This window comes from Stenotrophomonas sp. C-A, from assembly GCF_054030835.1.
In genome coordinates this window covers 2154155-2178789 of sequence record NZ_CM132916.1, presented here as the reverse complement: position 1 = coordinate 2178789, position 24635 = coordinate 2154155, and the positions used below count along the sequence as shown (strand labels likewise).

21 protein-coding genes are annotated in these 24635 nt (G+C 67.3%); 9 read left to right on the top strand and 12 right to left on the bottom strand.

What is annotated here, in order from left to right; genetic code table 11:
- Positions 1-65: 65 nt before the first annotated feature.
- Both prfB and ACW5IY_RS10340 read right to left on the bottom strand, forming a co-directional pair.
- Positions 66-1191, bottom strand: a protein-coding gene (gene prfB / locus ACW5IY_RS10345; RefSeq protein ID WP_152906241.1) for a peptide chain release factor 2 whose coding sequence is annotated in 2 segments (ribosomal slippage) — positions 66-1115 and positions 1117-1191 — 1125 coding nt in all. Because the reading frame shifts where the segments join, the coding sequence is not laid out codon by codon here.
- A 70-nt stretch (positions 1192-1261) separates the two neighbouring features.
- On the bottom strand, positions 1262-2122 hold the full coding sequence (locus tag ACW5IY_RS10340) for a LytTR family DNA-binding domain-containing protein (RefSeq protein ID WP_049435017.1): 861 nt from the start codon (positions 2120-2122) through the stop codon (positions 1262-1264).
- A gap of 175 nt (positions 2123-2297) precedes the next feature.
- Between ACW5IY_RS10340 and ACW5IY_RS10335 the strand changes: the two genes are divergently transcribed.
- The gene (locus ACW5IY_RS10335; protein WP_049435016.1) at positions 2298-3497 is read left to right on the top strand and encodes an acyltransferase family protein; all 1200 of its coding nucleotides are present in this window, start codon (positions 2298-2300) and stop codon (positions 3495-3497) included.
- Positions 3498-3599: 102 nt separating this feature from the next.
- On the opposite strand, the gene ACW5IY_RS10330 is transcribed toward ACW5IY_RS10335, so the two are convergent.
- Positions 3600-6509: a VIT domain-containing protein gene (locus ACW5IY_RS10330; protein WP_049435015.1), complete on the bottom strand. Its 2910-nt coding sequence runs from the start codon at positions 6507-6509 to the stop codon at positions 3600-3602.
- 131 nt (positions 6510-6640) lie between these two features.
- Here ACW5IY_RS10330 and ACW5IY_RS10325 point away from each other — a divergent pair, with 131 nt between their 5' ends.
- Positions 6641-7690, top strand: a complete 1050-nt coding sequence (locus tag ACW5IY_RS10325) for a DUF1176 domain-containing protein (protein WP_049435014.1) — start codon at positions 6641-6643, stop codon at positions 7688-7690.
- A gap of 81 nt (positions 7691-7771) precedes the next feature.
- Here the strand turns inward: ACW5IY_RS10325 and recJ are convergent, their stop codons facing one another.
- A complete protein-coding gene (recJ, locus tag ACW5IY_RS10320; RefSeq protein ID WP_049435013.1) occupies positions 7772-9529 on the bottom strand; it encodes a single-stranded-DNA-specific exonuclease RecJ in 1758 nt (585 codons plus the stop codon).
- A gap of 122 nt (positions 9530-9651) precedes the next feature.
- Here recJ and ACW5IY_RS10315 point away from each other — a divergent pair, with 122 nt between their 5' ends.
- Together ACW5IY_RS10315 and ACW5IY_RS10310 are read left to right on the top strand one after the other, a co-directional pair.
- Complete coding sequence (locus ACW5IY_RS10315) at positions 9652-10695, top strand: DUF1176 domain-containing protein (RefSeq protein ID WP_049435012.1); 1044 nt, start codon at positions 9652-9654, stop codon at positions 10693-10695.
- A complete protein-coding gene (locus ACW5IY_RS10310) occupies positions 10696-11754 on the top strand; it encodes a DUF1176 domain-containing protein (protein ID WP_049435011.1) in 1059 nt (352 codons plus the stop codon). It begins immediately after the preceding gene.
- Positions 11755-11834: 80 nt separating this feature from the next.
- On the opposite strand, the gene ACW5IY_RS10305 is transcribed toward ACW5IY_RS10310, so the two are convergent.
- The 5 genes from ACW5IY_RS10305 to ACW5IY_RS10285 all read right to left on the bottom strand — a co-directional run bounded on the left by ACW5IY_RS10305 (position 11835) and on the right by ACW5IY_RS10285 (position 18740).
- The gene (locus ACW5IY_RS10305; protein ID WP_049435010.1) at positions 11835-12752 is read right to left on the bottom strand and encodes a phosphoglycerate mutase; all 918 of its coding nucleotides are present in this window, start codon (positions 12750-12752) and stop codon (positions 11835-11837) included.
- Between the two features lie 4 nt (positions 12753-12756).
- Positions 12757-13221, bottom strand: coding sequence for a transcription elongation factor GreA (greA, locus tag ACW5IY_RS10300; RefSeq protein ID WP_170272484.1), 465 nt, complete (start codon positions 13219-13221; stop codon positions 12757-12759).
- A gap of 8 nt (positions 13222-13229) precedes the next feature.
- Positions 13230-16472 (bottom strand): carbamoyl-phosphate synthase large subunit, encoded by a 3243-nt coding sequence (carB, locus tag ACW5IY_RS10295; RefSeq protein WP_457327209.1) that lies wholly within the window; start codon positions 16470-16472, stop codon positions 13230-13232.
- Between the two features lie 149 nt (positions 16473-16621).
- Entirely contained in the window at positions 16622-17749 is a 1128-nt protein-coding gene (gene carA, locus ACW5IY_RS10290) for a glutamine-hydrolyzing carbamoyl-phosphate synthase small subunit (RefSeq protein ID WP_049435007.1), read from the bottom strand.
- 310 nt (positions 17750-18059) lie between these two features.
- On the bottom strand, positions 18060-18740 hold the full coding sequence (locus ACW5IY_RS10285) for a 4-hydroxy-tetrahydrodipicolinate reductase (RefSeq protein WP_049435006.1): 681 nt from the start codon (positions 18738-18740) through the stop codon (positions 18060-18062).
- Between the two features lie 138 nt (positions 18741-18878).
- Here ACW5IY_RS10285 and ACW5IY_RS10280 point away from each other — a divergent pair, with 138 nt between their 5' ends.
- From ACW5IY_RS10280 to ACW5IY_RS10265, 4 genes are all read left to right on the top strand, one after another.
- Positions 18879-19640, top strand: coding sequence for a 3-oxoacyl-ACP reductase (locus ACW5IY_RS10280; protein ID WP_425602562.1), 762 nt, complete (start codon positions 18879-18881; stop codon positions 19638-19640).
- 4 nt (positions 19641-19644) lie between these two features.
- Positions 19645-20040, top strand: a complete 396-nt coding sequence (locus ACW5IY_RS10275; protein ID WP_049435004.1) for a MerR family transcriptional regulator — start codon at positions 19645-19647, stop codon at positions 20038-20040.
- Between the two features lie 55 nt (positions 20041-20095).
- Positions 20096-20677: an NAD(P)H-dependent oxidoreductase gene (locus ACW5IY_RS10270; protein ID WP_049435032.1), complete on the top strand. Its 582-nt coding sequence runs from the start codon at positions 20096-20098 to the stop codon at positions 20675-20677.
- A 138-nt stretch (positions 20678-20815) separates the two neighbouring features.
- Positions 20816-21277, top strand: a complete 462-nt coding sequence (locus ACW5IY_RS10265; RefSeq protein WP_049435003.1) for a DUF4304 domain-containing protein — start codon at positions 20816-20818, stop codon at positions 21275-21277.
- A 78-nt stretch (positions 21278-21355) separates the two neighbouring features.
- Here ACW5IY_RS10265 and ACW5IY_RS10260 read toward each other — a convergent pair whose 3' ends face one another.
- The 3 genes from ACW5IY_RS10260 to ACW5IY_RS10250 are packed head-to-tail and all read right to left on the bottom strand — an operon-like array spanning position 21356 to position 23726.
- Positions 21356-21610, bottom strand: a complete 255-nt coding sequence (locus ACW5IY_RS10260) for a DUF6587 family protein (protein ID WP_049435002.1) — start codon at positions 21608-21610, stop codon at positions 21356-21358.
- Positions 21610-23475 (bottom strand): ferrous iron transporter B, encoded by a 1866-nt coding sequence (gene feoB / locus ACW5IY_RS10255; protein ID WP_049435001.1) that lies wholly within the window; start codon positions 23473-23475, stop codon positions 21610-21612. Before feoB ends, ACW5IY_RS10260 begins: the two co-directional genes overlap by 1 nt.
- Positions 23472-23726 carry a FeoA family protein gene (locus ACW5IY_RS10250; protein WP_005409473.1) on the bottom strand — a complete coding sequence of 85 codons (255 nt, stop codon included), beginning with the start codon at positions 23724-23726 and terminating at the stop codon, positions 23472-23474. The genes feoB and ACW5IY_RS10250 overlap by 4 nt, the downstream gene beginning before the upstream one ends.
- Positions 23727-23845: 119 nt before the next feature.
- On the opposite strand from ACW5IY_RS10250, the gene ACW5IY_RS10245 reads away from it, so the two are divergent.
- A complete protein-coding gene (locus ACW5IY_RS10245; protein ID WP_049435000.1) occupies positions 23846-24634 on the top strand; it encodes an enoyl-CoA hydratase/isomerase family protein in 789 nt (262 codons plus the stop codon).
- Position 24635: the final 1 nt, after the last annotated feature.

Below are 24635 nucleotides of genomic sequence, written 5' to 3'. Positions count from 1 at the left end.
GAAAGCGTGATCGGCCACCCTCGGCGTTGCGCACGAGGGTGACGATATCCGCGCAGGCGCGTCGATCAGGCATCGACGCGCTTGGAGCCCACGGCCAGGCCGGCCTTCAGGCTGGCCTCGACGAACTCGTCCAGGTCGCCATCCAGCACCTTCTGCGTATCTGAACGCTCGATGCCGGTGCGCAGGTCCTTGATGCGGCTCTGGTCCAGCACGTAGTTGCGGATCTGACTGCCCCAGCCGATGTCGGACTTGGTGGCTTCCACGGCGTCCTTCTCGGCGTTGCGCTTCTGGATCTCCAGCTCGTACAGCTTGGCGGCCAGCATCTTCATCGCATTGTCGCGGTTCTGGTGCTGGCTGCGGCCGGTCTGGCAGGCCACGACGATGTTGGTCGGGATGTGGGTGATTCGCACCGCCGACTCGGTCTTGTTCACGTGCTGGCCACCGGCACCGGACGAACGGTACACGTCGGTACGCAGGTCGGCCGGGTTGATGGTGATGTCGATGTTGTCATCGATCTCCGGCGACACGAACACCGAGGTGAAGCTGGTGTGGCGGCGGTTGTCCGAGTCGAACGGCGACTTGCGCACCAGGCGGTGCACGCCGGTCTCGGTCTTCAGCCAGCCGTAGGCATAGTCGCCTTCCACGCGCAGCGTGGCCGACTTGATGCCGGCGACGTCGCCACCGGAGACTTCCATCAGCTCGGTCTTCCAGCCGCGCGATTCACACCAGCGCAGGTACATGCGCAGCAGGATCTCGGCCCAATCCTGGGCTTCGGTGCCACCGGCACCGGCCTGGATGTCGACGAATGCGGCAGCATTGTCCATCTCGCCGGAGAACATGCGCTGGAATTCCAGCTTCTCGACGTGCGACTGGTGCTTGTCCAGGTCGGCGACCACGGCCAGCGCGGTGTCCTCGTCCTGCTCGGACTCGGCCAGCTCAAGCAGTTCGGCGGCATCAGCCAGGCCGTCGAGCACCGAGGCGATGCCGCCCACGGTCTTTTCCAGGCTGGAGCGCTCGCGGCCCAGGTTCTGGGCGTATTCGGCGTTGTTCCAGACGTCGGGGCTTTCCAGCTCCCGCGTTACTTCTTCAAGACGCTCTTTCTTGGCGTCGTAGTCAAAGATACCCCCGAAGCGACAGCACGCGATCGGTCAGATCGGTGATGCGCTGGCGGACAGGATTCAGTTCGATCATGTCGGCGGTTATGCATTCAAAAGATGACTGGTAATGATACCGCAGGCCGGGGATGCCCGGAATGAGGGCCTCACCCTGCACCCAGCGCCTGCCGCAGCAGCGGCAGCTGGCGCCGGCTGCAGGGCACCTTCGCCCCGTCGGCCATGTGCAGCAGGGCCTCCCCGCCGTCCAGCGGCTCGATCGAGCGTAGCTGGCGACGGTGGATCAGCCAGCTGCGGTGCGGGCGCAGGAACTCGCCCGGGTCCAGCCGCTGCTCCAGCACCGCCATGGTGATCCGCAGCGGGTAGTCGTGGCCGCGTACCCGCAGGTTCACGTAGTTCCCCGCCGCCTGGGCATACTCCACGTCGGCGGTGGCGACCAGGAACTCCTTGCCCAGCTTGCGCACCAGGAAGTGCTGGGGGCGCTCGACCGGCTCCACTGGCGGGCCGACATCGGGCTCGGCCAGCAGGCTCGCCTCACCCTGCCTGCGCCGCCCGAACCAGCTGGCGAAGTGCTCCAGTGCCACGAACATCGCGAAGGTGCGGATATCCTTCAGGTATTCGTAGGCAAAACGCTCCAGCCATCCCGCATCGTCCTGGTAGCGGTAGCCCATCGACGCATAGGCCAAGTGCCGCAGCACCATCATCCCCACCACGTGCAGCAACGACCAGCCCACGCTGGCCAGCAGGTACAGTGGCAACCGCCGCTTCCAGGTATCGGCATGCAGCGGCCAGCGCTCACAGCCCCACCACAGCAGCGGCAGGGTCAGCAGGATCAGGGCGAGGCTGCTGAACTCCCAGATCATCGGTTCCCAAAGGCCGAGATCGCTGCCCCGCCGCGAGGCGTCCATCACCTCAACCAGCGCGTTGGTCACCGCCGAGGCCGACAGGATCGCTGCCCAGACCAGCAGCCGGGTGGTGGTGCGCCAGCGCGGTGGTCGGCCCTGGGTCATTGCTGCATCCATGTCGTTGCGGTGCTCCAGCCTGCCTCAATGGCCAAAGGGTAGCGGCTCCATTGGTCCCGCCACCCCCGCCATTGGTCACTGCGCGGGTTCCGGCAGCCCCTTGGCAGTCGCTGCACGGACCGGGCGGCGTCACCTTGGGTCGACTCTCCGGCACACCACCACCATGACCCGACGCCACGACATCGACGCCCTGCGCGTGTTCGCCTTCGCGCTGCTGATCCTCTACCACACCGCCATGGCCTACGTGGATGACTGGGGTTTCCACCTCAAGAGCCTGCATACCGCCGAATGGCTGCAGTGGCCGATGGTGTTCGTCAATCGCTGGAGGATGTCACTGCTGTTCCTGATCTCGGGCATCGCCATCGCACTGATGCGGCCCGAAGGCAGGCTGCTGCGCTTCGCCGGCCTGCGTACCTGGAAGCTGCTGTTACCTCTGCTGTTCGGCATGTTCGTGATCGTACCGATCCAACCGTACTGCGAAGGCGTGGCCAACGGTCATGTTGCGCCCGGCTTCGGGCATTTCCTGCTGCGCTACTGGCAGGTGCGGCCGTGGCCGGAAGGCAGTTTCGCCGGCTGGCAGTACGGCATCACCTGGAACCACCTGTGGTACCTGGCCTATCTGTGGAACTACACGCTGGCCCTGGCCCTGCTGATGCCATTGCTGGGAACGGCCGTGGTGCGCCGTGCGATCGCGTTCTGCGCCGCCTCGCCGATACTGCTGATCGGAATTCCGTCTGCGCTGCTGCTGGCCTGGGTGATCTGGCTGGAGCCGATCTATCCGTCCACCAATGCCCTGCTTGGCGACTGGTACCAGCACGCGAAGTACGCGACAGTGTTCCTGGCCGGCTACCTGCTCGGTCGTGAGCCGGTGTTCTGGCAGCGTGTGGTCTCACTGCGCCGCACCACGCTGTGGCTGGCGCTGGCGGCGGTCGGCTGGTATCTGGGGTTGCGCATCCTCGGCCAGGTGCTGCCGGCTGACTCCCCCCTGCGGCAATGGCCCGAACCGTTCTGGGACCTGCAGGTCCGGACCAGCCAGTCGCTTTACGTATGGACCGCGCTGCTGGCCATCCTCGGCTGGGGAAAGGTCTTCCTCGATCGCCCGTTCCGCTGGCTGCCGTACTGCACCGAAGCCATCTATCCCTGGTACATGCTGCACCAGAGCCTGATCATCGCCCTGCTGTTCTGGCTCAAGCCGATGCAGCTGGGCCCTTGGCTGGAGCCAGCGCTGCTGCTGGGCGGCACCGTCGGCGGCTGCCTGCTGATCCACGAGTTGCTGATCCGGCGCACGCGCTGGCTGCGGCCCCTGTTCGGCCTGCGCGCCAATCCGCCAGCATCGCCGGTTGCACACGCTGCGCAGTTGTAGAGCCGAGCCAACGCTCGGCTGCCTCTGACATGAGCCGAGCGCAGGCTCGGCTCTACATTGAGGCAGTCGAGCAAGCTCGACTCTACACTGGCGTCCGAGCAGTCATTTCACCTCGAACTCGCCCACCAGCACGGTCTCGGCGCGGTCCTTCAATCGCATCGTCACCATCTGGTCTTTCTGCTTGGCCGTGCCCCAGTGGGTGGTCAGGCGCAGCATCAGGGTCGTGGCACCGGTCACCAGCTGCTGGCGGCTGCCGAAGTAATTCGCTTCCACCTTGTACTTGCCGGGCTTGGCGTTGCGCAGCGAGAACTGCTCGGGGCCATAGCCGCCGGTGAAATCCTGCGACATCTGCCCGCCCTGGTAGGTCAGGCGGTTGCCGTAGTACGCGCGCTCGCCGTTCGGGTCGGTCACCCACAGGTCCATGTCGCTGTTGTCGGCATCCCACGACAGCACCACGCGCAGGTCCAGCGGCATCGCCTGCAGCAGGCGCGGGTCGATGCTGGTGGTGTCCAGCCGGGGCGTGCTGCGGGCCACCAGGTTGGTCAGCTCATCCAGTGCGATCAGGGCGATGCCGTCGAAGCGGCTGTCCCATGGCCGCACCACCACCTGGTACAGCGGCGCCAGTGCCTGCTGCGGCTTGCCGGCCGCTGCCAGTGCCAGGCCCAGGTCGCGGAAGCTCTGCGGTTCTTCCTGGCCCATCGCCAGCACCTGCTCGAACACCGGCACCGCCAGTGCGGGGGCATCAGCCTGCATCAGTCGATAACCGAGCACGCGCAGCAGGTGCCGGTTGTCCAGATCCATCTCGGCCAGGTTCGACAGCACACGCAGCGCGAGGTCGCGCTGCCCCTGCTCCTGCAACAGATCGGCCACGTCGAGGAAGAATGCGCTGCTGTCGGTGTGGGCATCACGCTCGGCCAGGTAGCGGTCATACAGTTGCGACGGCGGGCCCTGGCGCAGGCGCCTGGCGATGGCCGAGTCCGGCTGCCAGGCCGCCAGCTGGATGCCAAGCTCGCCCTCGTTGGCCGCAACGGGCGCAGCGACACGGCCCCCCGTGACCGTGATTGAATCCAGGGCCTTGTTCGATGCAGGCGCTGAGCGACGTGCACGCGCGCTGCTGGCTTCCATGCGCTGCTCGGCGGCGGCCATCGGTGCCGGGGCGGGCGGTGCCGCAGGGGCCGGCGCGGCGAGCATCGCTACTGGCGCCGATTCCATCGCGTAGTCCGTGGAAGCCACTTCCAGTGCCCCGCCCTTCGCCTGCGGCGGCATTCCTTTCGGCCAGCTGCGGTTCCACCACTGCTGGCGCTCCTTCCAGCGTGCCGCCACTTCATCCAGGCGCTGGCGATCAGCAGCGGCGCGATCACTTGCCTGCACTGCAAACCTGGCGTCGTACTCGGCGCGCAGCGTGCCCGAAGGGCGGATCGCATAACGCAGGTAGTCCTCCAACGTCTCCAGCACGATCAGCGAGGTATCCGGTCCGACCAGGCCAAACTGCTGCGACAGGCGCTGCATCGCCTCGCGGTTGCCATGACGGTTGGCGGCCAGCTGCTGCAGGCGCGCCTGCGCCCACAAGCCCGCCAGCAGTTCACCTTCATTGCTCTTCTGCGTGGCAGGCAACGCCTGCCATTCGCCGCCACCCACGCGCACCCGCATCGGCACACCATCGGCCGCCAGTCGTGCATGCAGCCACAGCCAGCCTTGGGCTTCACTGCGTCGATCGATCACCACGTCCTGCACGCCGCGCCCTGCATCGACCTGCACATCCAGCGGCGACGACAGCAACTCACGGGCGGCCAATTCGACATCCTTCCCTAGCGCGACGAAACGGCCACCATGCGCTTCGCTCCAACCACGCAGTCGCACGGCATCGGTGCGCGCACCGGCGCTGCTGATCGCAAACAGGCGTTGATCCGCCACCATCGCCGGTAGCTGTTCCGGCCCATAAGTCAGCAGGCCATCGCTGACCAGCAGGTATTCCTTCACGCCCGGCTGCGGCTGCCACTGTGCCAGCGCGCTGGCACCGTCCGGGCGCACGGCCTGCAGCGCTGCGCGCAGCTCATTCCAGTTGCCGGCGCGGATACGGAAGCGCCTTACCGGTTCGGCGCGATCGCGCAGCACGGTCAAGGCCACGGTGCCGTCGCTCATCGCGGCGAAGTAGCGATCCAGCAGTGCGAACTCGCGCGTGCGATCGCGTTGCCCCGCCGAGCCGGAGCCATCCCACAGCAGGCCGATCTCGCTGGGCAGCGTGCGGGGCGTGCTACTGGCCGCCACCGGCAGCTGCGCCAGCAGGTAATGGCCATCCTGCCAAGGCGCCACCTGCACCTGTGCCTGGCGGGCTGCCGGCAGGCGCCACTGCAGCTGCTTCGGCAGCTGCGCGCCCTTGCCCCGCCACTGCAGCTGGCCCGCGCTGATGCGGAATGGCGCCGTACCTGCGCTCGCCGCGCCGGGGGCCTGCAGCTTCAGTTCAACCGAGGCGGCACCGGCGGCGAACTGCAGCGGCAGCGTCCACTGCCAGCCTTGGCCGGTGAAGCCCAACGGCTCACGAATCACCAGCTGCACGCGCCGACTGCCACCGGCCGGCAGCGGGTAGATGCGCAGGCGGAACTGGTTGCCAGCGGTCTGTTCCAGCAGGCCCGGATCGACGCCCCGACGGGCGATCTCCTCGAACACCTGGCGGCCGCGGTCCTTCGGCACCGGCACCGCGTCACGCATCTCGCCGTTGATATCCAGCGCAAAGCCGCTGATCTGCTGACCGTCGGCCAGCGGGAACTGCAGCTCGCCCTCCAGCACGCGCCGGTTCGGGTTGTGGAATTCCAGCGTGATCCGGGTCTGGGCGATGCCGGCCTGGACCTCGCCTTCGATGCGGGCACGCTGCAATTGCACCGGTTGTTCGGCAGCGGGGGCGATCAGGAGAGGCGTGGCGGCCTGCGGCCGGGAGATCGGCGGCGACTGTGCGCCAGCGGGCCAGGCCACGAGGGCCAGCAACAACACAGTGCAGCATCGGGCGAAGACCATGACCGGACTCCAGTGGGATCGTGGACCTTTGAACGCACGGACAGCCGGAACGGGGTTGGACGATGCACAGCTTTTCTTTGCCCCCACCCACAGGCACCATGCCCCACTCTCCCACACGCGCAAGGATGCCGATGCGATTCCCGCTGATTTTCGCCCTGCTGGCCCTGGCCTGCCCAGTGGCCACCCGCGCTGCAGCACCGCCCAAGCGCCTGTATTTCCAGCACCACGACTGGGTCGTAGCCTGCGACAACACGCTGACCTGCCGCGCCGCCGGCTATGCCCCCGACGATGGCAGCACCCTGAGCGTGCTGCTCACCCGCAACGGCGGTCCTGCCCAGGTCATCCAGGGTCGCCTGTCGCTGCAGCCGGAAGAAGGCCAGCCCCAGCCCAAGGGCGCGTTGCACCTTCGCATCCAGCGGCAGGACCTGGGCGTCCTGGCTCCCGCCAAGGGCGAAGGCACGCACAGCTTGGATCCCGCGCAGACCAGCGCGTTGCTGTCCGCACTGGTGCGCGACGGTGGGATCATCGTGACCGATGCCGCAGGCCGCCGCTGGCCGCTGTCGGACAAGGGGGCCGCAGCGGTGCTGCTGAAGATGGATGAGTACCAGGGCCGTCTCGGCACACCCGGCGCGGTGATGCGCAAGGGCAGCACACCGGAATCCAGCGTCCCGGCAGCACTCCCGGTGCCCGTGGTACGCAAGGCCGCAACCTTGGACTCGCCTCCGGACGATCCTGCGTTTGCGCGGCTGGCCGCCTCACCCGCGCTTCGTGCGGCGCTGCGTGCCACGTTGAAGGACAACAGCTGCGAGGGACTGCTGGAGACCGACGCCGAGGTTCCGCTCAGCAACGCCCCGCTGCAGATCCAGCGCCTGGACGCGCAGCATGTGCTGGTCACTGTCCCGTGCTGGCGCGCGGCCTACAACACCGGCGACGGCTACTGGGTCGCCCGCCCTCAGGCGCCGTTCCAGGCGCAGTGGGTAACCAGCGATGCGATTGATTACGCCGACGGCCAGATCATTGCCGCGCAGAAGGGCCGTGGCCTCGCTGACTGTATTTCGCAGGCAACCTGGACGTGGAACGGCACAGCCTTCGTCGCCACCTCGGAGGTGGCAGCCGGCCTGTGTCGGGGCGTGCCCGGCGGCACCTGGGAACTGCCAACGCTGGTGACCGGGGGCCGCTGATCCCCCGAAAAGGGGACGGAGTGGATCAAGTCGCAAGTGGCAAACAAGGCACAAGCGACTTGATCCCCTCCGTCCCCTTTTTCATGCGGGGAGGCTGTGCTCGACGATCAGCTGGATGGCGCTGCCGCCGCGGTAGTCGTCGCAGGCCAGGCGGTAGGCGAGATGCACGTGGCGGCCCGGCGCGTTGCCGTGCCAGCCGCCGAAGTGAATCGCGTTGATCGTGCCGGGTACGCCTGGCAGGCGCAGTTCCAGCTTGAGGTGGCGTTCCTTCAGTACGCGCCAGTTGGCCACTTCGAAGTGGCCGTCGAACAGCGGCTCGGGGAAGCCTTGGCCCCACGGTCCAGCAAGACGCAGCGCATCGGCGTGGCGATGGTCGAGTTCGTCCGCCGCCAGTTCGCCGTCGCTGAGGACCTGCTGCTGCAGCGCGGCCGGGTCGAGCATTTCCAGCACCACGGCGACGAAGGCGGCCTTGAAGTCATCGACGTGATCCAGCCGCATGCTCAGTCCAGCCGCCATGGCATGCCCACCGAAGCGTTCGATCAGCCCCGGATGGCGCGCATCGACCAGCGCCAGTGCGTCACGGATGTGCAGGCCGGGGATCGAGCGCGCCGAGCCTCGCAGGGTGTCGGCGCCCGGTTCGGCCGGCGCGAAGGCAATTACCGGGCGATGCAGGCGATCCTTCATCTTCGACGCAACCAGGCCAACCACGCCCGGGTGCCAATCGGCATCGAACAGGCAGGCCGCCACCGGGCGCTGACCGGCCATGTCCAGCACCACGCGGGTCAATGCCTGCTCGGCGTCGTCGGTCATCGACTGCTGCACCGCGCGCCGTTCCGAATTGATCTGCTCCAGCGTCTGCGCGATCTCGCGCGCCTGGCGTGGGTCTTCGGTCAGCAGCAGCGCGATGCCCAGCGCCATGTCTTCCAGCCGGCCCGCCGCGTTCAGGCGCGGGCCGAGCGCGAAGCCGATGTCAGTGGCGGTCAGTCGCGTGGCGTCACGGCCGCTGGCTTCGATCAGCGCACGCAGGCCGACACAGCCCTGCCCTGCGCGCAGACGGCGCAGGCCCGCGCTCACCAATGCACGGTTGTTCGGGTCCAGCGCTACCAGATCGGCGACGGTGCCGACCGCCACCAGGTCCAGCAGCGTGGTCAGGTCCGGTCCCTTGCCATCGGCAAAGACACCGGCTTCGCGCATCTGTCGGCGCAGCGCCATCAGCACGTAGAAGATCACGCCGACACCGGCCAGCGATTTACTGGGGAAGGCGTCGCCGTCCAGATTCGGATCGACAATGACGTCGGCCGGCGGCAGCTGCGGGCCCGGCAGATGGTGGTCGGTGACCAGTACCTGCCAGCCACGTGCCTTGGCCGCAGTCACGCCGGCATGGCAGGCAATACCGTGGTCGACCGTTACCAGCAGGTCCGGCTTCAACTCGGCCAGTTCTTCCACCAGCGACGGCGACAGGCCATAGCCGTGCACCATGCGGTTCGGCACCGCGTGGAAGACATGTTGCGCGCCGAGCATGCGCAGGCCGCGCACGCCGACCGCGCAGGCGGTGGCGCCATCGCAGTCGAAATCGCCGACCACCAGGATGCGCTTGTCATTGGCGATGGCCTCGACCAGCAGGCCCACCGCATCGTCGATGCCGGTCAGCAGTTCGGGGGCGTGCAGATTGCCCAGCTTCGGCTGCGCCAGCTCCGGTGTGCCCGCGCCCCGGCTGGCATAGAGACGCGCCAGCAGTGGCAGCGTGCCGTCCGGCCAGCTGCCGGGTGCGACCGCATCACGGCGGCGGATCATCGGCGGATCAGAGGACGGCTGCACAGCATCGGCGGCAAGGGACATCGGCATCGCCGGGTGACGGAAGACCCGGGCATGATACCCCGCCCGGCTTGCCGGGCTCTTCCCGGGCTTGGCGCAGACGTGGCGATCGCCCATGCTTGTTCGCTTCTGAAACGGAATTCGCCATGTATCGCCCGTTGTCCGCATTGATTGTCGGCCTGTTGCTGCCGCTCGCCAGCCATGCCGCAAACACGCCGGTCACAGCCGGTATCGAGTTCGTGCACCACGACTGGTTCCTGGCCTGCGACAACACCGGTACCTGCCGTGCCGCGGGTTATGGCCCCGAGAGCGCAGACAGCCTGCTGGGCCTGATGTTGGAACGTGCCGGCGGTCCCGGTACGGCAGTAAAGGCACGGCTGCGGGTGGGCGAGGATGGCGAAAGCGCAATGCCTGAGGGAGCGATGCGCCTGCAGGTGAACGGCCGTGATCTGGGCCCGGTGCAGGACACCGGTGCCGACGAGGCCGTGACGCTGCGGCCCGCGCAGGTGGAAGCCCTGCTGGCGGCCCTGCCCGGCCAGGCCCGCATCGAGGTCATCGACAACAACGGCACCCGCTGGCCGATTTCCGACCGTGGGGCTGCCGCCGTACTGCTGAAAATGGACGAGGCACAAGGGCGGATCGGAACACCCGGCGCCCTGGTGCGGCGTGGCACGCATGCCGAAACGAGCGTGCCGGCTGCGCACGCCAAGCCGGTGATCGTGAGCGCGGCACTGGTGGCCCCACACCCTGGAGACAGCGAACTGGGAAGCAGCGAAGCGCTGCGCGACGCGCTGATCGCCACGCTCGGCGACAGTGACGACTGTCCGCGCATGATCGAGTACACGGGCACCCCGGAAATGGTGATCGAGCGGCTGGACGAGCACCACGTACTGGTGCAGGCGCTGTGCCAGATGGGCGCGTACAACTACAGCAATGGCTTCTGGATCGCGCGCGACCAGCCCCCGTTCGCCCCGCAGACGGTCACGATGGAAGCAGAGGGCTTCTCGCGCGGCGAACGCACGCTCTACGCGCGCTACAAGGGCCGCGGCATCGGCGACTGCGTTTCCGGTTCGGACTGGGTATGGGATGGCCACAGATTCCAGCCCAGCAGTGCGTTCAGTACCGGCCTGTGCCGTGGCGTGCCGGGCGGGCACTGGATGCTGCCAACCCTGCTCAGCGAGGTGCGTTGAATGCATGCATCTTCACTGTTATGCACGCCGCTGCTGCTGGCGTCGCTGACGATGGCCTCGGTTGCCCCGGCTGCCGAACCGGCGGGCATTTCGTTGGCGAAGGGCGACGGCGTGATGGCCTGCGACAACACCCGCACCTGCCGGCTGGCAGCCTACGGTCCACTGGCGCCGTTGATGCTGAGCGCGCTGATCGAACGCAGTGGCGGGCCGCGCACGGCGGTCACCGCCCGGCTGTCAATGGCCGAGGGCGGCGAGGACGCGCCTGCGACCCCTGCGCCGGTGGCCCCCGAAGGAACGTTGCGACTACACGTGGACGGAAAGGACCTCGGTGCCATCGGCCACAGCGAAGCGCTCGACTCTGGTCTGGAGCTGCCCACCCGCTACGTGACCGCCATGATTGAAGCACTGCTGGCGGGCAAGCGCGTCGAGATGAGCGACGCCTCAGGTCACGCGTGGCCGCTGTCTGACCGCGGCATCCGCACGCTGCTGCTGAAGATGGACGAAGCACAAGGTCGGCTGGATACTCCGGGCGCGCTGGTGCGCAAGGGCTCACAGCCGGAGTCGAAGGTCCCGGCTGCGGTTGCCGCGCCGCCCCTGAAGGCACCGCCGCTTCTGGCTGAAGCACAGGAAAGCGATGCGCAGCTGGCCGAGCGGGCGGATCTGCTGCAGCAGCTGCAACCAGTGGCCGCTGCGGGAAACGCGTGCGACCGGATGTCGTCACGCCAACTCCGCATCGAACGGGTGGATGCCAGCCATGTCCTGGCGCTGTTGAACTGCACAACCGACCGCTACATCGTGCCGGCGGGGACCTGGCTGATCCGCGATCGTCCACCGTTTTCGCCCACGCTGATCGCCCCAAGCACGCTGTTTCCGCTCTACCCGCATGCCGTATTTCTTGAAGAAGGTTCTGTGACCGACACCGATCCCTGCGGCACGAACCGGCACTGGGCCTGGGATGGCTCGCGCCTTGTCCTGAGCGCGACGTATCTGGGTGAATACTGCTCAACCCGCAGCCGCAGGCACTGGTCATTGCCGACCTACGTTACAGAAGTCCAGTAGTGATGAAGCCGAGCATGGGCTCGGCGCTACAGGGGGAATCAGCAGCACCCGTGGCTGTGCGGCAGCGCGCAGCGTTGGCTTCAATCGTGCAGCTGGCGCGGCTTCTTCCAGAACTGCCAGCGCTGTCCACGGTCCAGCTGGAACTGCAGGCCGTCTTCGAAATCCAGCACCAGCCGCTGCAGCTCACCACGCTTGAGCGCGGCCAGCAGCGGACGGATCGCTTCATTGCCGAGCTGCTGCAGGGAACGCAGCTGGCGCAGATCCACCAATGCATCCACCGCCTGCTCGCCGTCCACGGCGACGCCAGCCGCCAGGGCCAGGCCCTGCAACAGGGCATCGCGGCTACGCACCTGTGCGTGCGGCGTGCTGACCGACACCGGCATCACGCCACCGCCCCAGAACCACAGCGAATTGATCGGCTGTTGTCCCTGCGCGGCGCGCTGCTGGTTCCAGGAATGGTTGTGCAGCAGCACCTGCGCCTCGGTCATCAGCGCCCGCCAACGGCGGCCGCCCTCGCCTGCCGGCAGGTGCGAGAACAGGTCATCGCCGAGCACCTCATCCGGGCTGTCGAAGTCAGGCAACGCCAGGTCGATCGGAAGCCGCAGGTACCAGCGCGAAGGATCCGGTGCGTCGAGCACTAATCCGGCATCGGCAAACAGCGGCTGCAGCACCGGCAACAGGGCCAGGCAGTCCGCCAAGGTCGGCCGCAGCGTCTCGCCGTAGGCCATCATCCGCGCGCCGTGCATGTCCGGCACCATGCAGGCCGGGTCGGCACGCAGCCAGCACGCGCCGGCCGCATCGCCGACGTCACGCTGGCGGCTCAGTGCGGCCACAGGCCAGTGCGGCGCGGCGACGGTGAAATGGCGCTGCAGCTGTGCCCGCTCGCCGGCTTCAAACTGCGAGACGTTGGCGCGGCCCAGGGCGCGCGCCACGTCATCAGGCAGCGCAGCCGCGGCAAAGCGGCTGCGTGCCGGCAACAGCAGGGTCGCCGTTGCCACGTGGTCAGTCCACGTAGCTGACGCTGACGATCTCGTACTCGCGCTGGCCGGCCGGGGCGTCGATCACGATCGAATCGCCTTCCAGCTTGCCGATCATCGCGCGCGCCACCGGCGAGGAAATCGCGATCAGGCCCAGCTTGATGTCCGCTTCCAGGTCACCAACGATCTGGTACTTCTTCTCTTCGTCGGTTTCCACGTCAGCCAGCGTCACGCTGGCGCCGAACACCACCTTGGAGCCGGCGTTGAGCTTGCTCACGTCGATGATCTCGGCGTGCGACAGCTCACCTTCCAGCTGCTTGATGCGGCCTTCGATGAAGCCCTGTTCCTCGCGCGCAGCGTGGTACTCGGCGTTCTCCTTCAGGTCGCCGTGCTCACGCGCTTCGGCGATCGCGGCGATCACCTTCGGGCGCTTGACCGACTTCAGGTGATCCAGTTCATCGCGCAGACGCTGCGCGCCCTTCATCGTGATGGGGGCTCTCATGCATTCAACTCCTTGTGCAGCTCCTGCAGCGACCAGACGGGGCCGGTGCCGCGGAATTCCAGTGAATCCACCAGCGCCTTGGCGCCGGCAATGGTGGTCGAGTAGGTGACGCGATGCTGCAGCGCCTCGCGACGGATCGAGAACGAGTCGTTGATCGCCGAACGACCTTCGGTCGTGTTGACGATGTAGACGATCTCGCCGTTCTTGATCGAGTCGACGATGTGCGGACGGCCTTCGACCACCTTGTTGATGATCTCGCAGTCCATGCCGTGCTGCTGCAGCCATGCGGCGGTGCCACGGGTGGCGACCAGGCTGTAGCCACGCGCCAGCAGCGCCTTGGCCACCGGCAGCACGCGCTTCTTGTCCGGATCACGCACCGAAACGAAGGCCTTGCCGACCGGCGGCGCCTTGATGCCACCGGCTTCCTGCGCACGCGCGAAAGCGGCGTTGAAGGTGCGGCCTACGCCCATCACTTCACCGGTGGAGCGCATCTCCGGCCCGAGGATCGGATCGACGCCCTGGAACTTGGCGAACGGGAAGATCGCTTCCTTCACCGAGTAGTAGTCCGGCACGATTTCCTTGGTCGCGCCCTGCTCGGCCAGGCTCTTGCCAGCCATGCAACGGGCGGCGATCTTCGCCAACGGCATGCCGGTGGCCTTGGACACGAACGGCACGGTGCGCGAGGCACGCGGGTTCACTTCCAGCAGGTAGATGGTGTCGGCACCTTCGTCGCTGGTCTGGATCGCGAACTGGGTGTTCATCAGGCCGACCACGTTCAGGGCCTTGGCCAGCTCCACCACCTGGCGGCGCAGCTCGGCCTGGGTTTCCGCCGACAGCGAGTACGGCGGCAGCGAGCACGAGGAATCGCCCGAGTGCACGCCGGCTTCTTCGATGTGCTCCATCACGCCACCGATCAGGACGTTGCCATCCTTGTCGGCGATGATGTCGACGTCGCACTCGACGGCGTTGTCGAGGAAGCGGTCCAGCAGCACCGGCGAATCGTTGGACACCTTCACCGCGTCGCGCACGTAGCGGGCCAGGTCGGCTTCGCCGTAGACGATTTCCATGGCGCGGCCACCCAGCACGTAGCTCGGGCGCACCACCAGCGGGTAGCCGATCTCGCGGGCCAGCAGCAGGGCTTCCTGGTCGTTGCGGGCGATGCGGTTCGGCGGCTGCTTCAGGCCCAGCTTGTCGACCAGCTGCTGGAAGCGCTCACGGTCTTCGGCCAGGTCGATCGAATCCGGGCTGGTGCCGATCACCGGCACGCCGTTGGCCTCCAGAGCGCGCGCCAGCTTCAGCGGGGTCTGGCCGCCGTACTGCACGATCACGCCCTTCGGCTGTTCCAATTCGACGATTTCCAGCACGTCTTCCAGGGTCAGCGGTTCGAAGTACAGGCGGTCGGAAGTGTCGTAGTCGGTCGACACGGTTTCCGGGTTGCAGTTGACCATGATGGTTTCATAACCATCCTCGCGCAGCGCCAGTGCCGCGTGCACGCAGCAGTAGTCGAACTCGATGCCCTGGCCGATGCGGTTCGGGCCACCGCCCAGGATCATGATCTTGTCGCGGTTGCTCGGTGCAGCCTCGCACTCGTCCTCGTAGGTCGAGTACAGGTAGGCGGTACCGGTGGAGAATTCACCGGCACAGGAGTCCACGCGCTTGTAGACCGGGCGCACCTTGTGCGCACGGCGCAGCGCGCGGATGGCGGCTTCGTTGGTGCCGGTCAGCTGCGCCAGGCGCGCGTCGGAGAAACCGGCGCGCTTGAGCTTGCGCAGGCGTGCAGCGTCCAGCGCATCGATGCCACCGGCAGCAACCTCAGCTTCGGCAGCGATGATTTCCTCGATCTGGTCCAGGAACCAGTGGTCGATGAACGACAGCGCGTAGATCTCTTCCACGCTCATGCCGGCGCGGAACGCGTCGGCGACGAAGAACAGGCGCTCCGGGCCCGGCGCCTTCAGCTCGCGACGCAGGGTCTGCAGGTCTTCTTCGTTGGCCAGGTCCAGGCCGGTTGGGTCGAAGCCGACCTTGCCGGTTTCCAGACCACGCAGGGCCTTCTGCACCGACTCCTGGAAAGTGCGGCCCATCGCCATCACCTCGCCCACCGACTTCATCTGGGTGGTCAGGCGGGCATCGGCGGCCGGGAACTTCTCGAAGGCGAAGCGCGGGATCTTGGTGACGACGTAGTCGATGGACGGCTCGAACGAGGCCGGGGTCAGGCCACCGGTGATTTCGTTCTTCAGTTCGTCCAGGGTGTAGCCCACGGCCAGCTTCGCAGCAACCTTGGCGATCGGGAAGCCGGTGGCCTTGGAGGCCAGCGCCGACGAACGAGAGACGCGCGGGTTCATCTCGATGACGACCACGCGGCCGGTCTTCGGGTTGATGCCGAACTGCACGTTCGAGCCACCGGTGTCGACGCCGATCTTGCGCAGCACGGCGATGGAGGCATCGCGCAGGCGCTGGTATTCCTTGTCGGTCAGGGTCTGTGCCGGCGCCACGGTGATCGAGTCACCCGTGTGCACGCCCATCGGGTCGAGGTTTTCGATCGAGCAGACGATGATGCAGTTGTCCGCGGTATCGCGGACCACTTCCATTTCGAACTCCTTCCAACCCAGCACCGACTCTTCCACCAGCACTTCGGTGGTCGGCGACAGTTCCAGGCCGCGGCTGACGATCTCGACCAGCTCTTCGCGGTTGTAGGCGATGCCGCCACCGCTGCCGCCCAGGGTGAAGCTGGGGCGGATGATTGTCGGGTAGCCGACGCGGGTCTGGATCTCCAGCGCTTCGTCCAGGGTGTGGGCGACGGCGGCGGTCGGGCATTCCAGGCCGATCTCACCCATGGCGACGCGGAACAGGTCGCGGTCTTCGGCCATGCGGATCGCTTCGCGCTTGGCGCCGATCAGTTCGACGTTGTACTTCTCCAGCACGCCGTGGTCGGCCAGGTCCAGCGCGCAGTTCAGCGCGGTCTGGCCACCCATGGTCGGCAGCAGCGCATCGGGCTTTTCCTTGGCGATGATCTTCTCGACCGTCTGCCAGTTGATCGGCTCGATGTAGACGGCGTCGGCCATCTCCGGGTCGGTCATGATCGTGGCCGGATTGCTGTTGACCAGCACCACGCGGTAACCCTCGTCACGCAGGGCCTTGCAGGCCTGGGCGCCGGAGTAGTCAAACTCGCAGGCCTGGCCGATGACGATCGGGCCAGCACCGATGATGAGGATGGTCTTGAGGTCAGTGCGCTTGGGCATTTTCTTCTCTAAGTCAGTACAGCGTGACAAGGGGGAGTGATCGCACGCTGTCGATCAGGAATCTTGATCCGCAGCGCCGCGCCAGGGGCAGCAGCGATGCGGCGGTTTACGGTCCATCGCGACGCCACCGGCGGCCGGCGGCGTACTGATCACGCCTTGGCCTGCTCCATCAGCACCACGAAGCGGTCGAACAGCGGACCGACGTCGGTCGGGCCCGGCGACGCTTCCGGGTGGCCCTGGAACGAGAACGCCGGCACGTCGGTGCGGGCGACGCCCTGGTTGGTGCCGTCGAACAGCGAACGGTGGGTCACGCGCAGGGTGGCCGGCAGGGTCGCTTCATCGATCGCGAAACCGTGGTTCTGCGAGGTGATCATCACCCGGCCGTTGTCCAGGTCCTGCACCGGGTGGTTGGCACCGTGGTGGCCGTGGCCCATCTTCATGGTCTTCGCGCCCGAGGCCAGGCCCAGCAGCTGGTGGCCCAGGCAGATGCCGAAGGTCGGGATCTTCACATCGATGAAGGTCTTGATCGCTTCGATGGCGTAGTCGCACGGTTCCGGGTCACCCGGGCCGTTGGACAGGAACACGCCGTCCGGCTTCAGTGCCAGCACCTCGGCGGCCGGGGTCTGGGCCGGCACCACGGTCACTTCGCAGCCGCGCTCGGCCAGCATGCGCAGGATGTTGGTCTTCACGCCGAAGTCGTAAGCCACGACCTTGAACCTCGCCGGCACGCTGACGAAGGCATTGGCATCCAAGTCCAGCTGGCCCTCGGTCCAGGTGTAGGTCTTCTCGGTAGTGACGACCTTGGCCAGATCCATGCCCTTCAGCCCCGGGAACTTGCGGGCGGCTTCCAGTGCCTTTTCCACGTCGATGTCGCCGGCCATCAGCGCACCGTTCTGCGCGCCGTTCTCGCGCAGGATGCGGGTCAGCTTGCGGGTGTCGATGCCGGCGATGGCGACCACACCACGCTGGATCAGCCAGTCCTGCAGCGACACCTGGCTGCGCCAGTTGCTGGGACGGCGGGGAACGTCGCGCACGATCAGGCCGGCCGACCACACCTTGGACGCTTCATTGTCCTGGTCGGTCATGCCGGTGTTGCCGATATGCGGATAGGTCAGCGTGACCATCTGCCGGGCGTAGGACGGGTCGGTCAACACTTCCTGATAGCCGGTCATGGCGGTGTTGAACACCACCTCACCGACGGACAGGCCGGGCGCGCCTACGGATTCGCCCTCGAATACGGTGCCGTCTTCGAGGACGAGGATTGCGGCTTGGGTCACGGGAATCTCACTTTGGCTACCGAGGGGGCTGCCGAAGTCACGCCTGCGCTTCACGGAAATCCGGTTGCAAAAAAGCGCGGACGTACGGTCTGGGACCGGTCCGGCTTTCGTGATTCGGCGAGTGCGAATTGTAGCGCTGCCGGGGCGCTCGCGCCAGCGGTTATCGCGCTTCATGAACAGGCGATTGCGCATTCATTTCAATCCGGCGGCGTATGCGGGGTCCGCCACGGCCCGGTAGATGCCAACCTTGGTTGGCGCTTCCCGCAAAGTCTGCCAACCAAGGTTGGCATCTACCATCAGCCTGGGCCGGTTACCCGGGCCCGTCCAGTAGATCCCGCACCCGGTAGCTGCCCGGAGCCCGGCCCTTCAGCTGGCGGGCGGCGAACAGGGCGCCGCGGGCGAAGATGTCGCGGTTGGTGGCCCGGTGCACCAGCTCGATGCGCTCGCCCAGCCCGGTGAACTGCACCAGATGCTCGCCGACGATGTCACCGGCGCGCAGGCTGGCGTAATGCGGTTCCGCCCCACCCCGCTGCGCGGCCGCGCCCAGGGTCAGCGCGGTGCCCGACGGCGCATCCTTCTTCTGGGTGTGGTGCGACTCGACGATGTCACAGTCCCAGCCGGCCAACGCCTGCGCCGCGCGCTCGACCAACTCGTCCAGCACCGCCACGCCCAGGCTGAAGTTGGAGGCCCAGACCAGCGGGATCTTCGCAGCCGCCGCGTCCAGCGCCTGGCGCTGCGTGCTGGAGATCCCGGTGGTGCCCGACACCAGCCCTGCACCCCGCTCCACGCACAGCGCCAGCAGCGGGTCGAAACCCTCCGGCAGGCTGAAGTCGATCGCCACGTCGAATGCCGGCGCCCCGGGCAGCTCACTGGCAGCGAAGAATGGTACGCCGTCGACCACGCGCTGCGCCGGCGCACGGCCGGTCACTGCGGCCACGATCTGCAGGGTTTCGGGATGATCGGCGGCCAACCGCAGCAGGGCCTGGCCCATGCGCCCGGAGGCGCCGTGAATGAGCAATCGCAGGGGAGTCTGGTTCATGCCTGCAGGCTAGCGGCAGCACGCCCGCTCCGGCAAGCGCCATCGCTGCTACGCTGCATGCCCTTTCATGCAATGGATGGCAGCTCCCTCATGCAGATCAGCGAACAGCTGGTGCTGGTCACCGGCGCCGGCCGCGGCCTTGGCCAGCACATCGCCCGCGCCTTCGCCGCACAGGGCGCGCGCGTCATCGTCAATTACCACCGCAGCGAAGGCGCCGCACGTGCCCTGGCTGCCGAGCTGGGCGGACAGGCGATCGCACTGCCGGCCGACGTCACCGACCGCGGCCAGGTCGATGCGATGCTGCAGCAGGCACTGGCCCACTTCGGGCAAGGCGTGACAACCGTGGTCAACAACGCGCTGGCGGCGTTCTCGTTCAATGGCGATGCCCGCGACGACGCCGCCGATATCGGCTGGCCGGCCTTCCAGGCGCAGTTCGAGGGCAGCGTGCGCAGCGCGCTGAACACCGTGCAGGCCGCCCTGCCCGGCATGCAGGCCCGCCGCTTCGGCCGCGTGATCAACATCGGCACCAACCTGTTCCAGAACCCGGTGGTGCCCTACCACGACTACACCGCCGCCAAGGCCGCACTGCTGTCGCTGACCCGCACCCTGGCCGGCGACCTCGGCCCGCATGGCATCACGGTAAACATGCTGTCCGGCGGCCTGCTGCGCACCACCGATGCCAGTGCCGCCACGCCCGAAGCGGTGTTCGACTACATCGCCGCCAACACGCCACTGCGCAGCGTCACCACCCCGGCCGAGTTTGCCGATGCCGCGCTGTTCTTCGCCAGCCCCTGGTCGCGTGCGGTGACCGGCCAGAACCTGGTGGTCGATGGCGGGCTGGTGCGGGACTGAGCCGATGCGCATCTCCGAAGTCAGCCGCCTGACCGGTGCCAGCGCCAAGGCCATCCGCCTGTACGAGGCGCGCGGACTGCTGCCGCCGGTGCCACGCCTGAACCGCTATCGCGACTACAGCGAACAGGACGTGGCCTGGGTGCAGCTGATCCGACAGGCACTGGGGCTGGGCATCAGCCTGGCCGCGATCTCGCGCCTGCAGGGCCGCGACGGACGGCTCGACTGGCCTGCGGTGCTGGCCTTGCTGGAACAGCAGCGCACACGCATTGCCAGCGAACGGGCTCGGCTGGCGCAGGTCGAGCTCGCCCTGCAGCAGGTCAGCGACGAACTGCAGCAGTGGCTGCACTCCGGCAGCGGCGACTGCATCCTGGATCCCAGCGGCTGCACCACCCCGGTTTGACTCTGCCCCTGGGACAGACCGCAGCCTCGCGCACTTTCCATTGTCCGAGGTTGCCGTGTCCCGCTCCATCCTGATCCTGCTCGGCCATCCCGACCGCGACAGCCTGTGCGGCGCGATCGCCCAGCGCTATGCCACCGCCGCCGAAAACGCCGGCCACCGGGTGCGCCTGATCGCACTGGGCGACCTTGAATTCGAACCGGTGCTGCGCCACGGCTACCGCCAGATCCAGCCACTTGAAGCCGATCTGCAGGACGCCGCCGATGCGATCGAAGCCTGCGATCATCTGGTGCTGGTCTACCCCATCTGGTGGGGCGGGATGCCGGCCCTGCTGAAGGGCTTCTTCGACCGCGTGCTGCTGCCGGGGTACGCCTTCCGCTACCGGCGCGGTTCGGTGTGGTGGGACCGCCTGCTGGCCGGGCGCAGTGCACGGGTGATCACCACGCTGGATACGCCGCCCTGGTACTACCGCTGGATCTACCGCGACCCAGGCATCACCCAGATCCGCGCCACCATCCTGGAGTTCTGCGGCATCCGCCCGGTGCGTGTCAGCCGCCTCGGTGCGGTACGCAGCAGTACCCCAGCGCAACGCAGCAAGTGGCTGGCGCTGGCAGCGGAGCTGGGAGCGCGGGCTCGGTAGATTCAGGCGATGGGCAAGGCGTGCGAACCAAGGTTCGCACCCACCTGCGACGCGCATCGCGCGTGTCGCGTTTGCCAATTGACCGCCAGGCACTGCGCCTCAAGGCTGTGGGGCCCTCTTCCGGCCCAGGCAACGCCCATGAAATCCTCGACCGTCTTCAGCAAGTGCGCCAGGAAGACCGGCTTTGCCGGCACGTCGACGACCCGCTACCGCTTGCTGGATGACGCCCTGCTTGTCGTGAATCACCAACGCGCCAGCGAAAGCCGGGGCTTCTATGTGAATGCTGGACTCTACTTTCCAGAGCTGCTCGAGTATCCCCTCGCGCCTGACGATCTTGAAACGGCTTTCAGATACCGCTCCAGCATTCCCACGCCCCATGTCGACTGGCGGATCGAAGAAACGCCGGGCCTGCGCCGGACCTTCATCCAGCAGGATCTCGAAGATCTGCTGGAAGCCGGTAACCGCGACGCACTGAAAGGCCTGCTGCTCATTGCCCTTGCCGACGTAGCCGGCTTCGCGGCCAGCCATGGAAACCGGGAATCGGTGCGGCGATTGAATCAGGATGGTCGCTTCCGGGCGATCATCCGCAAAGAGGTCTAGTAGATCCACGCCATGCGTGGATGAAGCCCGCAAGCGTGCGAACCAAGGTTCGCACCCATCAGGGCAGGAAAGGCAGCGTCAGTGCTGCTTCGGCGGAGTCGGCCCGCAGCTGTCGCAACCGCCACAGGCACCCGCACCGCCGCTGGCCGGCGGCGCGATCTTCCGCCCCAGCGCCTGCAGCCAGGCGGCACGGCCCGGCTTCAACAGCGCCAAGGCCAGCGCCCCGCGCAGCTTGCGCACGGTGCCCGGGAACTGCTTCTTCAGCACCACCCAGGCACTGACCAGCACGGCCACCGCGATGATCAGGTACTGGATCAGCAGGCCGGTATCCATCAGCCGCCTCCCAGCGCCTTGGTCACCTGGTAGGTGATCAGCGCGGCCACGTAAGCCGCGGCAAACAGGTAGAACGCGGCGAAGCCCATCTGCTTCCACGAGTTGGTCTCGCGCTTGATGGTGGCCAGCGTCGAGATGCACATCGGTGCGTAGATGTACCAGACCAGCAGCGACAGCGCAGTGGCCAGCGACCAGCCGTCGCTGATCAGCGGGGTCAGCGCCTGGCTGGCGGCGTCATCATCGGCGGCCGACAGCGCATACACCGTAGCCAGCGAGGCCACCGCCACTTCACGCGCGGCCAGGCCCGGGATCAGCGCGATGCAGATCTGCCAGTTGAAGCCCAGCGGCGCGAAGAACACCGCCATCGCGTGGCCGATCTGGCCCGCGTAGCTGTAGTCGATGGCCGGCATCGTGGCGCCGGCCGGTGCCGCCGGGAACGACAGCAGCACCCACAGCAGGATGGTCAGCGCCAGGATGATGCCGCCGACGCGCTTGAGGAAGATCATGCCGCGCTCGTACAGGCCGACCGCCAGGTCGCGCACGTGCGGCAGCCGGTACGACGGCAGCTCCAGCATCAGCGGGTGCTCGCTCTTGTCGCGGCGCCACTTCTTCATGATCCACGACATCGCCAGTGCGCTGAGGATGCCGGCCGCATACAGGCCGAACAGCACCAGGCCCTGCTGGTTGAACACGCCCCACACCGTCTTCTGCGGGATGAACGCACCGATCAGCAGCGCGTACACCGGCAGGCGTGCGGAACAGGTCATCAGTGGCGCCACCAGGATCGTGGCCAAGCGGTCACGCGGGTCCTGGATGCTGCGCGTGGACATGATGCCCGGCACCGCGCAGGCGAAACTGGACAGCAGCGGGATGAACGAGCGGCCGGACAGGCCGGCGGCGGCCATCATGCGGTCGAGCAGGAACGCCGCACGCGGCAGGTAGCCGGATTCCTCCAGCACCAGGATGAAGAAGAACAGGATCAGGATCTGCGGCAGGAACACCACCACGCCGCCGACGCCGGCGATGATGCCGTCGGTCAGCAGGCTGGCCAGCGGCCCTTCCGGCAGCACGCTGCCGACGAACTGACCCAGCCAGGCAAAGCCGGCTTCGATGCCGTCCATCAGCGGCGTCGCCCAGGCGTACACCGCCTGGAAGATCAGGAACATCACCACCGCCAGGCTGACCAGGCCGAACACCGGGTGCAGCAGCCAGCGGTCCAGCGCGTCGTCAATCTTCGCGGTCCGCGCCGGCATGCGCACGGCCACCGACAGGATCTGGCGCACCTTGGCGTGGTAGTCGATGCCACCTTCCGGCCCGGGTACCGGCGCATCCAGGTGCGGCACCATCGCGTCCAGCCGCTCGACCAGGGCCTTGGCACCCTGCTTGCGCACCGCCACGGTCTCCACCACCGGCACGCCCAGCTCGCGCTCCAGCGCGGCCACATCCACCTGGATGCCACGGCGCTGGGCGGCGTCAACCATGTTCAGGGCCACCACCATCGGCTTGCCCAGCTCGCGCAGTTCCAGCGCGAAACGCAGGTGCAGGCGCAGGTTGGTGGCGTCGATCACGCACAGCAGCACGTCCGGCGCGGCCTCACCCGGATAGAAGCCCCGGCACAGGTCACGGGTGATCGCCTCGTCCAGGCTGGCCGGATGCAGGCTGTAGGCCCCCGGAAGGTCGAGTACCGCGAACTCGCGGCCGGACGGCGCACGCAGGCGGCCTTCCTTGCGCTCGACGGTGACGCCGGTGTAGTTGGCAACCTTCTGCCGGCTGCCGGTCAGCTGGTTGAACAGAGCGGTCTTGCCGCTGTTGGGGTTACCGACCAGCGCGATGCGCAGGGGCGCGGTGGAGGCTGCAGCGGTCATGCACGTCGTTCCTGGCTGGCGGCGTCGACAACGACGCGCTTGGCTTCACTGATCCGCAGCGCGAAACGGGTGAACCCGACCTGCACCAGCAGCGGCTCGCCCCCCACCGGACCCTTGGCCACCAGGCGCACTTCCTCGCCCTTCACGAAACCCAGCTCGCGCAGGCGACGGGCGATGGCATCGTTGGCATGCAGGTCCTGCACGGACTCGACCACGGCCGAGGTGTGCAGCGGCAGTTCGGACAGCGTCATCTAGCGTGTTCTCTGCTGGATGTAAATGGTTCTCGATTCTAACATTCCCGCGTCGCGTCATGGCCCATGACCAATGGCCCGCTATGATCCATACAGGTATGGAGTGACCCTGGAATCCCATGAACGATGCTTTGCAGATCGAGCGCAGCGGCGCCGTCCTCACCCTTTGGCTGAACCGGCCGGAGTTGCACAACGCCTTTGACGCCGGGCTGATCGCCCGCCTGACCGCCGCACTGGAGGCCGCCGGCCACGATGATTCGGTGCGCGCGGTGGTACTGGCCGGCCACGGCGCCTCCTTCTCGGCCGGTGCCGACATGCAGTGGATGCGCGGCATGGCCGCCGCCAGCGAGGCCGACAACCGCGAGGATTCACTGGCCCTGGCCCGGCTGATGCGCACCCTGGACGAGCTGCCCAAGCCGACCCTGGCCCGGGTCCATGGCGCGGCCTTCGGCGGCGGCGTCGGCCTGGTCGCCTGCTGCGACATCGCCATCGCCAGCACCTCCGCCCGCTTCGGCCTGACCGAAAGCCGCCTCGGCCTGCTGCCGGCGGTGATCTCGCCCTATGTGATCGAAGCCATCGGTCCGCGCCAGGCCCGCCGCTGGTTCGCCACCGGCGAGCACTTCGATGCCGACACCGCGCTGCGCATCGGCCTGGTCCACCAGTTGGTCGAGCCCGAACGCCTGGACGAGGCCGTGCAACGCCAGCTGGCCCTGCTCGACAAGGCCGGCCCGATCGCCTCGTCCACCGCCAAGCAGCTGGTGCGCCAGGTCCGCGACAGCCATGACCGCGACACCCTGGATCGCGATAATGCCGCCCTGATCGCGCGCCTGCGGGTGTCCGCCGAGGGCCAGGAGGGCCTGGGCGCCTTCCTCGACAAGCGCGCGCCCCACTGGGTCACGGAAGCCTGAA